Origin of the sequence: Streptomyces hazeniae (assembly GCF_031845485.1) — a bacterium.
Lineage (GTDB): Bacteria > Actinomycetota > Actinomycetes > Streptomycetales > Streptomycetaceae > Streptomyces > Streptomyces hazeniae.
Window position 1 is genome coordinate 40,300 of the sequence record NZ_JAVREQ010000021.1, and the last position, 12,000, is coordinate 52,299.

The 12,000-nt window shown below is 75.2% G+C and carries 11 protein-coding genes; 5 read left to right on the top strand and 6 right to left on the bottom strand.

The annotated features are described in order from the left end of the window. Positions 1 to 21: 21 nt before the first annotated feature. Entirely contained in the window at positions 22 to 489 is a 468-nt protein-coding gene (locus RM572_RS21260; protein WP_311674976.1) for an indole-3-glycerol phosphate synthase, read from the bottom strand. A 144-nt stretch (positions 490 to 633) separates the two neighbouring features. Next, a complete protein-coding gene (locus tag RM572_RS21265) occupies positions 634 to 1,455 on the bottom strand; it encodes a pyrimidine reductase family protein (RefSeq protein ID WP_311674977.1) in 822 nt (273 codons plus the stop codon). A 68-nt stretch (positions 1,456 to 1,523) separates the two neighbouring features. Between RM572_RS21265 and zapE the strand changes: the two genes are divergently transcribed. The 3 genes from zapE to RM572_RS21280 all read left to right on the top strand — a co-directional run bounded on the left by zapE (position 1,524) and on the right by RM572_RS21280 (position 5,153). Continuing rightward, positions 1,524 to 2,654, top strand: a complete 1,131-nt coding sequence (zapE, locus tag RM572_RS21270; RefSeq protein WP_394813667.1) for a cell division protein ZapE — start codon at positions 1,524 to 1,526, stop codon at positions 2,652 to 2,654. A gap of 145 nt (positions 2,655 to 2,799) precedes the next feature. After that, on the top strand, positions 2,800 to 4,206 hold the full coding sequence (locus RM572_RS21275; RefSeq protein WP_311674979.1) for an alkaline phosphatase PhoX: 1,407 nt from the start codon (positions 2,800 to 2,802) through the stop codon (positions 4,204 to 4,206). Between the two features lie 143 nt (positions 4,207 to 4,349). After that, on the top strand, positions 4,350 to 5,153 hold the full coding sequence (locus RM572_RS21280; protein WP_311674980.1) for a TIGR04222 domain-containing membrane protein: 804 nt from the start codon (positions 4,350 to 4,352) through the stop codon (positions 5,151 to 5,153). Between the two features lie 19 nt (positions 5,154 to 5,172). Here RM572_RS21280 and hemQ read toward each other — a convergent pair whose 3' ends face one another. Together hemQ and hemG are read right to left on the bottom strand one after the other, a co-directional pair. Next, positions 5,173 to 5,889 (bottom strand): hydrogen peroxide-dependent heme synthase, encoded by a 717-nt coding sequence (hemQ, locus tag RM572_RS21285; RefSeq protein ID WP_311674981.1) that lies wholly within the window; start codon positions 5,887 to 5,889, stop codon positions 5,173 to 5,175. A gap of 4 nt (positions 5,890 to 5,893) precedes the next feature. Beyond that, complete coding sequence (gene hemG / locus RM572_RS21290; RefSeq protein WP_311674982.1) at positions 5,894 to 7,339, bottom strand: protoporphyrinogen oxidase; 1,446 nt, start codon at positions 7,337 to 7,339, stop codon at positions 5,894 to 5,896. Between the two features lie 137 nt (positions 7,340 to 7,476). On the opposite strand from hemG, the gene RM572_RS21295 reads away from it, so the two are divergent. Continuing rightward, positions 7,477 to 8,565 (top strand): DUF4349 domain-containing protein, encoded by a 1,089-nt coding sequence (locus tag RM572_RS21295; RefSeq protein ID WP_311674983.1) that lies wholly within the window; start codon positions 7,477 to 7,479, stop codon positions 8,563 to 8,565. Positions 8,566 to 8,617: 52 nt separating this feature from the next. On the opposite strand, the gene RM572_RS21300 is transcribed toward RM572_RS21295, so the two are convergent. Both RM572_RS21300 and hemE read right to left on the bottom strand, forming a co-directional pair. Continuing rightward, entirely contained in the window at positions 8,618 to 9,913 is a 1,296-nt protein-coding gene (locus RM572_RS21300) for an FAD-binding oxidoreductase (RefSeq protein WP_311674984.1), read from the bottom strand. Between the two features lie 35 nt (positions 9,914 to 9,948). Beyond that, positions 9,949 to 11,016 carry a uroporphyrinogen decarboxylase gene (gene hemE, locus RM572_RS21305; protein WP_311674985.1) on the bottom strand — a complete coding sequence of 356 codons (1,068 nt, stop codon included), beginning with the start codon at positions 11,014 to 11,016 and terminating at the stop codon, positions 9,949 to 9,951. A gap of 79 nt (positions 11,017 to 11,095) precedes the next feature. Here hemE and RM572_RS21310 point away from each other — a divergent pair, with 79 nt between their 5' ends. Continuing rightward, positions 11,096 to 11,806: a DUF3000 domain-containing protein gene (locus RM572_RS21310; protein ID WP_311674986.1), complete on the top strand. Its 711-nt coding sequence runs from the start codon at positions 11,096 to 11,098 to the stop codon at positions 11,804 to 11,806. Positions 11,807 to 12,000 lie beyond the last annotated feature (194 nt).

Genomic DNA, 12,000 nt, shown 5'->3' on the forward strand with positions numbered 1-12,000 from the left:
GGCCCGGCCCTCCGCCACGCGCTACGTGGTGTGCGCGAAGAGCTTCAGGACCGGGACCCCGACCTTGTGGCGGGCGCGCGAGGCCCAGTCCCGGTGGAAGAACTCCTCCACCAGGTGGGGTGCGGTCAGCACGATCACCTCGTCGGCGCGGGTCTCGTCGACGACGGAGGTGAGCACGTCGAGCGGGTGCCGCTCGATGATCCGGCCCACAGCCTCCGCCCCCGTCTCCCGCAGCGCTCTGAGCGAGTGCTCCAGCGCGCGCCGCGCGGGCTGCGACGCCGCTCCGCCCTCCGGCTCCTCCCCCTCGTGGACGGCCTGGTCCAGTGCGCCGAGCGCGACGTCGTCGAGGGCGCGCAGCAGCCGGTCCTGATCGCCGCGGGGCTGCATCAGGACGACGAAGGAGACGGTCTCGTCCCCGTGCAGCGTGGTGACCATCTCGACGTCGTCGGACACCAGCGGCTTCTCGATCATCAGCACGGTCGTGAACACGGCGAGCGCCTCCTCGTACGCGGGCCGGCGGGCCCGCTGCCGTACGCGGGCGCACGGCCCGCAACCGGACAGAAACCATTCTCCCCGGCCACGCGCGGGGCCCTTCGGTGTTCAGTCTGCCCCCAGCGGCCTAAGCGGAACGTCTCATTCCGCCGATGCGCCGATCTTGCGGTAGCGGGAGAACAGGAAGCCGTCCTCCTCCAGGAGGGAGTGGAGGCGGAAGTCGGCGGGCGTGTCGAGGACCGGACCGTTCATCACCCGCGCGGCGGAGCCCAGCGCCACCCGGGGCGAGACCGCCAGGCACAGCTCGTCCAGCACGCCGGCGGCGGTCAGCCGGCCCAGCAGCGTCGGGCCGCCCTCGGTGAGCTGGCGGGTCAGCCCGCGCTCGGCCAGGGCACCGGGCACGAGCGCGGGGTCGACCAGGGCGCTGTCGCCCGCCACCACGACCTCCACCCCCGCGTCGCGGGCCGCCCGCATCCGCTCCTCCGGGGCCCTGGCACCGGTGAGCACCAGCGTGGGCACCAGCGGCTCGGCGAAGAGGGGCAGCGAGAAGTCCAGCGCCAGGCTCGCGCTGACCACGGCGAGGGCGGGCGCGGGGCCCTGCCCGGCCGCCTCGCGCCGGGCTGCGAAGGCCTCGCGGCGGCGTGCCGGGCGGTACCCCTCCTGCCGCACCGTCTCCGCCCCCACGACCACCACGTCCGCCAGGGCGCGGAGCACGCCGAAGATCCGCATGTCGGCCGCGGAGGACAGCGGCTGCGAACGCCCGCCGTGGTGGGCCGCGCCGTCCAGCGAGGACACCATGTTGGCGCGCAGGAACGAACGGCCGCCGCCGGACGGTCCGGCCCAGTCCGGGTAGGCGTAGGCCGCCGCGAGCGCGTCCAGGCTCCACTCGGTGTTCGGCCGCTCCTCGTCGCGGGTTGCGGACTCGGCGGTCCCGGGCGTGTCGGCGGGGAACAGGCGTCGCATGAGCGGCAGTGTGGCATGCCGCACGCGAGGGCCGCCGGGCACCGGGCCGCGCACCCGCACCTCGTAGCATGAAGGGCGTGTCCACCTCCCCCTCCCGCCCGACCGACCCCGCCCACGTCCCCGACGGCGCCGCCGACGGGTCCGCGCCCGGCTCCCTGAGTTCCCGCGAGCCGCGGGTGCCGCCGGAGCGGCTGGTGGCCGAGATGGTGCCGCCTCCCCGCTTCGACTCGGTGCGGTTCGAGAACTACCTCCCCGATCCGGCGCAGCCGAGCCAGCGGGAGGCGGTCGAGGTGCTGAGCGGCTTCGCCGCGGGCATCGGCGGGCCCGACCGGGCGGGCGGCGGGAAGCGGCGCTGGTTCCGCCGCGAGCGCCGCGGCGACGCGACGGCCGCGCAGGGCCCGCGCGGCGTCTATCTCGACGGCGGGTACGGCGTCGGCAAGACGCACCTGCTGGCCTCGCTGTGGCACGCGGCCCCCGCGCCCGCGGAGCAGAAGGCCTTCGGCACGTTCGTCGAGCTGACGAACCTGGTCGGCGCGCTCGGCTTCCAGCAGACGGTGCGCACGCTGGGCGGCCACCGGCTGCTGTGCATCGACGAGTTCGAACTCGACGACCCGGGCGACACGGTGCTGGTGTCCTCCCTGCTCAGCCGGCTCGTCGAGCAGGGCGTGGCGCTGGCGGCCACCTCCAACACGCTGCCCGGCAGGCTGGGCGAGGGGCGGTTCGCCGCCGCGGACTTCCTGCGCGAGATCCAGGGCCTCTCCGCGCACTTCCGCCCGCTGCGCATCGACGGCGAGGACTACCGCCACCGCGGGCTGCCCGAGGCCCCGGCACCGGCGCGGGACGAGGAGGTCACGCGTGCCGCGCAGGCCACGCCGGGCGCCACGCTGGACGACTTCTCCGCTCTGCTGGACCACCTCTCCTCCGTCCACCCCAGCCGGTACGGCGCGCTGTGCGAGGACGTCGCGGCGGTGTGCCTGACGGGCGTCCAGCCGGTGCCCGACCAGTCGACGGCGCTGCGCCTGGTGGTGCTCGCCGACCGCCTCTACGACCGCGAGGTGCCGGTGCTGGCCTCCGGGGTGCCGTTCGACCGGCTGTTCAGCGAGGAGATGCTGGCGGGCGGCTACCGGAAGAAGTACTTCCGCGCCATCTCCCGGCTCACCGCCCTGGCCCGGGACGCCGCGGACCTGCGCCCGGCGTGACGCGCATGTCCGGAGACGTCCCCACCTGCCCTCGAGCGCGGCGGTGACGGGCGGGAACGGATCGGCCGTGCCTGGTGTGCCGGGAGGGGTACACGTGGTAGACACACGTGGTCTGTGTCCTGTCCGCCAACAGGGAGCGTGACCGATGTCCACCTCACGACGTCAAGTACTGGCCGGCTCGGGTGCCTTGGGAGTGGGCATCGCCTTCTCCGGAACGATCTCCGAGGTCTTCGCAGGGACCGCCTCCGCGGCGGGCCACGGCCGGGACGGCTACGGCCCGCTCGTGCCGGACCCGGACGGCCTCCTCGACCTGCCGCGCGGCTTCCGTTACAAGGTGCTCTCCCGCGAGGGCGAGGAGATGCGCTCCGGCGAGGGCAAGGTGCCGAGCAACGCGGACGGCATGGCGGCCTTCGCCGCCGGGCGCCGCGACGACCACGACCGCCGGGGCGGCGGGCGGCGCGACCGCACCTGGCTGGTCCGCAACCACGAGAACCGCATGGAGTCGCGGCAGGCCGTGCCCACGGTGCGGGGGCTCACCTACGACCCCGCCGCGGAGGGCGGCTGCACGCTGCTGGAGCTGGACGGCGACCTCGACGTGCGCGACGAGCGGGTCGGCATCGCCGGCACCTCGACCAACTGCGCGGGCGGCCCGTCCCTCTGGGGCACCTGGCTGACCTGTGAGGAGACCGAGTTCAAGGCCGGCGAGGAGGGCTACACCAAGGACCACGGCTACATCTTCGAGGTCGGCTTCCGCCGGGAGCACCGCACGGTCCCGGAGCCGCTCACCGCGATGGGCCGCTTCCAGCACGAGGCCATCGCGATGGACCCGCGCAACGGCGTCGTGTACGAGACCGAGGACGCGTTCGACTTCCCCTTCGGCCTCTTCTACCGCTTCCTGCCGCACCGGCCGAAGGGCGGCTTCGACTCGCTGCGCGCGGGCGGCACGCTGCAGGCCATGCGGGTGCCGGACGTGCCGGACCTGTCGGCGATCGACGAGCCGGGGGCGAGCTTCGACGGCATCGAGTGGATCGACGTCCCCGACCCGCTGGCGCGGGAGACCCCGATCCGCAACCAGGACTTCGGGCGCGGCGGCATCACACACGCGCAGAAGCTGGAGGGCTGCTACTGGGGCGGCCGCAGCGTCTACTTCGTCTCCTCCTACGCCAAGAGCGCGGAAGGCTCGGCCGGCGACCACTACGGCCAGGTGTGGCGCTACGACCCGCACCGGAACCGGCTCACGCTGGTCGTGGTGTTCGGGCCGGACAGCGACCTGGACATGCCCGGCGAGGAGCCGGACAACATCTGCCTGGCGCCCAGCGGCGGCCTGATGGTCTGCGAGGACGGGCAGGGCGCCCAGCACGTCTACGGCCTCACCCACCGCGGCGACGTCTACCCGATGGCGCGCAACCGGCAGAACACCGGCACCCCGGAGGAGCCCGCGTGGGGCGAGTTCGCCGGTGTCACCTTCACGCCGGACAACCGCACGATGTTCGTGAACTGCTACGACCCCGGCACCACGTTCGCCGTGACCGGGCCGTTCCGGCGGCACTGACCGGACGGCGGCGGGGGCCCGGACGTCGTCCGGGCCCCCGCCGCCACTTCAGGCTCCCGTCGCAGCTGGGGCGGAAGTCGCCTTCTGCCCGCGTCGTGCGCGATGTCTGGCGCCGTGCCGGTCACCCCGGGTAGAACTCACCCATGTGGGTGTTCTTCCTCGTCACCGCCTGGGTGGCGGCCTTCGCCGCGTGCGCGCGGCTGTGCCGGGTGGCCGCGACATCCGCCCGTGCCGACCGGGAGTGCCGCACCGGCGACCGTGACCGGGGACTCACCCTCTACGAGACCGCCTTCCTCGCGGGCGGCCCCGCACGGCTCACCGACGTCACGCTGGTGTCCATGTCGGAAGAGCGGCGGATGCTCCTGGCGCACACCGGCTGGGCCACCGTGGTCGACCCCGACGGCCACGACGACATCGAACGCTCCCTGATCACCGCCATCGGGCCCGGCGGCCAGTCCCGGATACCGCCGGTGCGCGCGGCCCTCGCCGCCGCCGACGCCGTGACGTCGCTGGCGGAGCGGCTGACAGGCGCCGGACTCGCGGTCCCGGAGACGCTGCGGACCGGTCTGGCCTCGGCGACCCGGCAGGTGCGGCGGGCGGCGCTGCTCGTCCTCGCCGCGGCCGTGGGCGCGGAACTGGTGGCCGGTGCCGGAGCGAACCCGGGAGCACGTTGGCCGTGGTTCGCGCTGCCGCTGGTGCTGACGCTCGGGACGCTCGCCGTCGCGCGCTGGGAGGTGGCACCGCCGGCGCACTGGGCCTCGCCGGCCGGGGAACGGCTGCTGCGGGCCCAGGACGCAGCCGCCACCCGGAACGGCCGGGACGGCCCGGCCCCCGGCGGCTCCGTGCTGACGCAGCTGGCCCTGCGCGGGGTGCGGGCGCTCCCGCAGGCCGAGCTGCGGGCCGCGCTGGGCGGTGCGCGCCCGCCGTTCCACCACTTCCGCGGCTGAGGCCCGGGGGCCGTGCCGGCTACGCGAGACCGGCGACGAGTTCCGAGACCGGCTTGCGGCGGCCGGTGTAGAAGGGGACCTCCTCGCGCACGTGGCGGCGGGCCTCCGAGGCGCGCAGGTGGCGCATGAGGTCCACGATGCGGTGCAGTTCGTCCGCCTCGAAAGCGAGCAGCCACTCGTAGTCGCCCAGCGCGAACGACGCCACGGTGTTGGCGCGCACGTCGGGATAGCCGCGGGCCATCTTGCCGTGGTCGGCGAGCATCCGGCGCCGGTCCTCGTCGGGCAGCAGGTACCAGTCGTAGCTGCGCACGAAGGGGTACACGCACAGGTAGTCGCGCGGCCGCTCGTCGGCGAGGAACGCGGGGATGTGCGACTTGTTGAACTCGGCGGGGCGGTGCAGCGCCATGTTGGACCACACCGGGTCCAGCGCCCGTCCCAACTCCGTGCGGCGGAAGCGGTTGTAGGCGTCCTGGAGGGCGTCGGCGGTCTCGGCGTGCCACCAGATCATGACGTCCGCGTCGGCGCGCAGCCCGGAGACGTCGTAGGTGCCGCGGACGACGACGTCCTTCGCGGCGAGCTGCGCGTACAGCTCCTCGACCTCGTCGGCGTAGCCGGCGCGGTCGTCCGGGAGCACCTCGCGCAGCCGGAAGACCGACCAGAGCGTGTAGCGGATGACCTCGTTGAGGTCCTTGGCCTTCTTGCCCGCGTTCGCGGCCCTCTCCGGTTCAGCAGTCATGGGCTCATTCTCCCCCGCGCGCGGCCGGGCCCGTACGCAGGGTCCGGTCGGCGGCGCGACGGCCGTCGGCGACGCAGGCGGGGATGCCCACACCGCCGTACGCGGCGCCGCACACCGCGAGTCCGGGGAGTGTGTCGAGGTCGCGGTGGACGCGGGCGACGCGCTCCAGGTGGCCGACGGGGTACTGCGGGAGGCCGTTCTCCCAGCGGGTGACGACGGTGTCGACGGGGACCGCGGTGAGACCGACGGCGTCGGCGAGGTCGCGGCGGGAGAGGGCGGCCAGGTCGGCGTCGTCGCGGCGCAGCCAGTCGTCCTCGCCGTGGCGTCCGACGGAGGTGCGGAGCACGAACAGGCCGGGGTCCTGGGCGGCGGTCCAGCCCCACTTGTTGGCCGAGAAGGTGGCGGCCTTGATGCCGCGGCCGTCCACGGGCGGGACGAGGAAGCCGCTGCCCGGCGGCACGGCGGGCAGGTCGGAGCGGCGGAAGGCCATGGTGATCAGCGCCATCGAGGCGTATTCGACGGCGTCCAGCTCGGCGGCCGCCGCGGGCGCGGCGTCCCCCAGCAGCCGGGCGGCCGCGGGCGCGGGGGTGGCCACGATCACGGCGTCGGCGCTCAGCGTCCCGCCGCCGTCGAGTTCCACCCGCCAGCGCCCCTCACCCGAGACGGGGGCGGAGGCCGGGCCGGAGTCGGCGGCAGCCCGCACACGGCGTACGGCGGCGCGTGTACGGAGGTCCGCGCCGGCGCGGCGGCACGCATCGGCCACGGCGGCCGCCAGCCGCCCGACGCCGCCGTCGATGCCCATGAACACCGGCTCCGGGGCGCGGTCGGCGGCGCGCCCGGCCGCGGCGCGTTCCTGGTACGCGCGGACGCCGGCGAGCAGCGAGCGCTCGGTGCGGGCGATCTCGTAGAGCGCGGGGACCGCCGCCCGCAGCGAGAGGCGGTAAGGGTCGCCCGCGTAGACGCCGCCGAGCAGCGGCTCGACCATCCGGTCGACCACCTCGCGGCCGACGCGGGCGGCGACGTACGCGCCGACGGCGATGTCCTCGCCGACCTCGGTGCGCGGCAGCACCGCGTCCTCCGCGACCCGGGCGAGGCCGTCCGGGGAGAGCACGTCGCCGAGCACGGCCGGATCCGGGGGGACGCCCATCAGGTGGCCGGTGGGCATCGGCCGCAGCGCTCCGCGGGTCCAGACGGCCGCACGCGCGGTGGTGGGCGGCTGCAGCGCGTCGTCCAGTCCGGCGGACCGGGCGAGGTCGACGCCCTCGGGGCGCCGGGCGAGCATCGACTCGGCGCCGAGGTCGACGCGGAGGGTGCCCGCGAGGTCGCCGGTGCGGAGCTTGCCGCCGAACCGGCCGGAGCCCTCCAGCAGGGTCACGGTGGCGCCGCCCGCCAGCAGGCGGTGGGCCGCGCTCAGTCCGGAGATGCCGCCGCCGATGACGATCACGTGCATGCGTCCACTCTCGCAGACGGCGCGGGCGCGCCCGGAACGAGTCCCGACTGTGACCGGACCGCGACCGCGGGCGGCAACCGGTTCTCCCGCCGTTCCGTCCAACGGGCATACGGATCAAGTGCCTTGGGGGGTACGGAATGCAGGGGAAGTACGGGAGTGCGCATGCGGGCGGACGGCCCGCGCGGGTCCGGGCGGCGCTGGGCGCGGCGCTGCTGGCCGGTGTGCTGGCGGTGGCGGGCTGCGGGGCGTCCGGTTCGGGCAGCGACGGGGCCTCGGGGGTCAGCGCGGACAGCAAGTCCGGCGCCGGCGGCCTGACCCGGTCGGAGGAGAACGCGCAGAGCGAGCCGGGAGGGTCCACGGCCGAAGCGGGGAGCAGCCCCGGGAGCGACACGGCGGCGGACGGCTCCACCGACGGCGACACGGCCGCCGACACCGCCCGGGCCGCCGAACGCCACGTCATCAAGACGGCGTCGCTGACGGTGGAGACCGAGGACGTGCAGGACGGGCTGGACGAGGCGCGCCGGGCCGTGGACACGGCCGGCGGTTACGTCTCGGAGGAGACCACCGACCGGGACGCGGACGGCGACGAGCGCTCCCGCATCACCTTCAAGGTGCCGCCGGAGGAGTACGACGGTCTGCTGGACGCTCTCGCCGGGATCGGCGAGCTGGAGGACCGCAAGCAGTCGGCGCAGGACGTCACCGGCGAGGTCGTCGACGTGGAGAGCCGCATCAAGACGCAGAAGGCCAGTGTCGACCGGGTGCGGAAGCTGATGGAGGACGCGACGGAACTGTCCGACGTGGTCTCGCTGGAGTCGGAGCTGAGCACCCGTCAGGCGGACCTGGAGGCGCTGCAGGCGCGGCTGAAGTCACTGGAGGCCCGCAGCGGGATGGCCACCGTGACAATGGAGCTGCGGACCCCGGACGCGGCCCCGGTCGAGGAGGAGGACGAGGACCCGTCGGTGGGCGGCGCGTTCAGCGGCGGCTGGGACGCCTTCGTCACCATGCTGCGCTGGATCGCCGTGGCGATCGGCGCGTCGCTCCCGTTCCTGGTCGCGCTGGGCCTGCTGTACGTGCTGTGGCGCACGCTGCACGGGCGGTTGCCGCGGCGTGCCCCGGTCGCGGCGCCCACGGCGGCGGTGCCGGCCCGGCCGGCGACCCCGCCGGGCGTGCCGTCCCAGGCCGCGGAGCCGAAGGAGACCGGGGAACCGAAGAAGAACGAGGGCTGACCGGGCCCGGCAGCGCGCCGGGACCGTCGCCGTCGTACGCGCCGCGCCCTGCTCACGGCAGGGCGCGGCGCAGCCGTTCCAGGCGCGCTGCGGCGTCCGGCTCGTGCTCCGGGCGGGCGGGGTCGCCGGGGTGGTCGCCGAAGACGAAGTTCGGGCTGCGGCCGAGCGCCCACGGCGCGACCAGGCCGAGCAGCCGCCGGTGCAGGGCGCGGACCGCGCGGGTGTCCGTGCCGTCCAGCGGCGAGAGGAGGCGCAGCAGGTGGCGGGCGCCACGGAACCCGACGGCGTTCGGTACCCGCGGGGGCCGGGACAGCGCGCCGCCCAGGGGATTGAGCTGCACCACGCACCTCATCGGTGCGGCCGGTCCCGCCTCCTCGGCGACGGCCGCGAGGGCGTCCGCGTCCAGGCCGTCGAGCAGCACGTTGTCGCCGTCGTAGGCGTGCGGCCGGTCCGGGTCGCTGTGGACGGTGTGGGACGCGGCGTACGGCATGCCGGCGAGGCGGTCGGCCAGACGGGGCCCGACGGCCCGCAGCGGCGCCACCAGCCGCTCGCCCTCCTCGGGGGCGCCGGTCCAGGCGAGGCGGACCTGGCCGACGTGCCGCCCGCGCAGCGCCGCGGGAACGACGGGCAGGTCCGGGTAGACCAGCAGCGCCAGCGACGAGGTGAGCGCGTCGGGCACGGAACGCGCCCAGTCCGGGTAGGCCCGCAGCAGGTCGGGAAGCCGGTCGGCGCCGAAGACCAGCTGCCCGCCCCACACCCGCGCGACGGACGCCAGCCCGATCTCCAGGCCGGTCACGGCGACACCGAGGCCGCTGCCGCCGCCGCGCAGCGCCCAGAACAGTTCGGGCTCCGAGTGTGCCGTCACCCGCAGGGCCGCGCCGTCGCCGGTGACGACGTCCAGCGCCCGCACGTGGTCCGCGGCCCAGCCCTGCTCGCGGGCCAGGATGCCCAGCCCGCCGCCCAGCAGGTAGCCGGTGACGCCGACGCCCGGCGCCGAGCCGTTCGGCGGCGCGAGCCCGTGCGGTGCGGCGGCCTCGATCACCCGCGCCCAGGTGGCGCCGGCCTGCACCCGGGCCGTACGGGTGCAGGCGTCGACGCGGACGCCGTTCATCCGCGTCGTGGAGATCAGCACGCCGCCGTCGAGCGGAGCGCGGCGCCCGTGGCCGGTCGCCTGCACCGCGTACGGGACGCCGCGGGCGGCCGCGTCCACGACGGCCTGCCGCACCTGCTCGGCCGTCGTCGCGGGGACGATGCGGGCGGGGCGGTGCGGGCGGGCGAGCTGGTAGCCGGAGCACCGGCCGTCGTCCGGTGCGTGCGCTTCGGTGGCGTCGTGGTCCTGGTGAGACATGGCGTCAGGCTCCCGCGGAAACCTGACACGGCCGGTCAGCTTTTCGCGGTCCGTTCGTGGACGTGCGCGACGAGCCGGGTCAGGGCGTCGGGGTCGGTGGCGGGCAGGACGCCGTGGCCGAGGTTGAAGATGTGGCCGTCCAGGTCCGCGGCGGCCTCCAGCACCTGGTCGGCCTGGTCCGCGACGGCCGCCCGGGGGGCGAACAGCACCGCCGGGTCGAGGTTGCCCTGCACCGCCTTGCCGGGGCCGATGCGCCGGGCCGCCTCGTCCAGCCGCACCCGCCAGTCGGCGCCGACGACGTCGGCGCCCGCCTCGGACATCGCACCGAGCAGCTCGCCGGTCCCCACGCCGAAGTGGATGCGCGGCACGCCGAGGCCCTCGACCGCGTCGAACACCTTCTTCGACGCGGGCAGCACCGAGCGGCGGTAGTCCTCGGGACGCAGCGCCCCGGCCCAGGAGTCGAAGAGCTGCACCGCCGAGGCGCCGGCCTCGATCTGCACCCGCAGGAACGTGGAGGTGATGCCGGCCAGGCGGTCGAGCAGGTCGGCCCACAGCTGCGGGTCGCCGTACATCATCGCCTTGGTGTGCTCGTGGTTCTTGGACGGGCCGCCCTCGACCAGGTAGCTGGCCAGCGTGAACGGCGCACCGGCGAAGCCGATCAGCGGAGTGGCGCCGAGTTCGGCGACCAGCAGGCGTACGGCCTCGGTGACGTAGGAGACGTCGCCCGCCTCCAGGGGCCGCAGCCGCTCCAGGTCGGCGCGGGTGCGCACCGGGCGCTCGACGACGGGGCCGACGCCCGGGCGGATGTCCAGGTCGAGGCCGATCGCCTTGAGCGGCACGACGATGTCGCTGAAATAGATCGCGGCGTCCACCCCGTGCCGGCGGACCGGCTGCAGCGTGATCTCGGTGACCAGGTCGGGGCGCATGCAGGAGTCGAGCATCGAGATGCCCTCGCGCACCTTGCGGTACTCGGGCAGCGAGCGCCCCGCCTGCCGCATGAACCACACCGGCGTGTGCGGCACGGGCTCACGGCGGCAGGCCCGGAGGAAGGCCGAGTCCTGGGTGGCGGTCGGGGGGCCGGAGGGGCGGTCGTAGGCACTCACAGGAGGAAGTCTCCCACGCGCTCCCCCGCGCCTCGTGTCCCTACCGGCGCCCGCCGGGCCGGGCGCCTACCCTCGCCCCATGGCAGCGGCTCGAACACATGAGGCGGGAGGCCCCGGCAACGGCGGCGCGGGCGCGGGCGGCTCCTCGGGCGGTGGTACGCGCGGCGGAGGCGGAGGTTCACGCGGCGCGGGGGGTGAGGCTCCGGCGGCGTTCCGCAGGGCGCTGACCGCGCTGGAGGTCGCGCCGCACCGGCCGGAGGTGCACTTCGGCGGTCTGCCCGCGCCGAAACGACTCGCGCCGCACGCGCACGCCATGGAGGCGGTGGTGGAGGCGGACGGCGAGGAACTGGCCGACGGCCGCTTCGTCCTGCTGTACGACCCGGAGGGACAGGAGCCCTGGCAGGGCGACTTCCGGATCGTCACCCTCGGCCGTACCGAGCTGGACGCCGAGATGGCCGCCGATCCGCTGCTGCCCGAGGTGACGTGGACCTGGCTGACCGGCGCACTGGAGGCGCACGGCGTCGCGTACACCGCGCCGAGCGGGACGGTGACGCGCTCCGACTCCTCCTTCTTCGGCGGTCTCGAGGACCGTACGCCGCACGCGGAGCTGGAGGTCCGGGCGAGCTGGACTCCGGTGGCCCCGGCGGGCGGTGGAGGGGTGCCGGACGTCGGCGCGCACCTCGTGGCGTGGTGCGAGCTGCTCTGCCAGAGCGCGGGCCTGCCGCCCCGGGAGGGCGAGGGCGGCGCGGTGGTGACACTCCCTCAGCGACGCGGACCCCGTCCGCTCTGAACAGCCGGACTGAACAGCCGGACTGAACAGCCCGCCGGCGCGGCCGGTTCCGCAACAGGTCGGCAACCAGTCGATTGACTGTCCGAATTGCACCAATTGTTATCACTGATTCGTGATCATTCCCTAAAGCCGGGCGCCTGACCTGCCGAAGCATCAGGTGACCCCCTTCCACCAGGGCACGCCCCGGCTCGCAC

Coding starts and splice junctions, on each gene's coding strand:
- RM572_RS21275 (WP_311674979.1), top strand. CDS start 2,800: ATGTCCACCTCACGACGTCAAGTACTGGCCGGCTCGGGTGCCTTGGGA.
- RM572_RS21300 (WP_311674984.1), bottom strand. CDS start 9,913: ATGTCTCACCAGGACCACGACGCCACCGAAGCGCACGCACCGGACGAC.
- RM572_RS21280 (WP_311674980.1), top strand. CDS start 4,350: ATGTGGGTGTTCTTCCTCGTCACCGCCTGGGTGGCGGCCTTCGCCGCG.
- RM572_RS21265 (WP_311674977.1), bottom strand. CDS start 1,455: ATGCGACGCCTGTTCCCCGCCGACACGCCCGGGACCGCCGAGTCCGCA.
- RM572_RS21310 (WP_311674986.1), top strand. CDS start 11,096: ATGGCAGCGGCTCGAACACATGAGGCGGGAGGCCCCGGCAACGGCGGC.
- hemQ (WP_311674981.1), bottom strand. CDS start 5,889: ATGACTGCTGAACCGGAGAGGGCCGCGAACGCGGGCAAGAAGGCCAAG.
- RM572_RS21295 (WP_311674983.1), top strand. CDS start 7,477: ATGCAGGGGAAGTACGGGAGTGCGCATGCGGGCGGACGGCCCGCGCGG.
- zapE (WP_394813667.1), top strand. CDS start 1,524: ATGAAGGGCGTGTCCACCTCCCCCTCCCGCCCGACCGACCCCGCCCAC.
- hemG (WP_311674982.1), bottom strand. CDS start 7,339: ATGCACGTGATCGTCATCGGCGGCGGCATCTCCGGACTGAGCGCGGCC.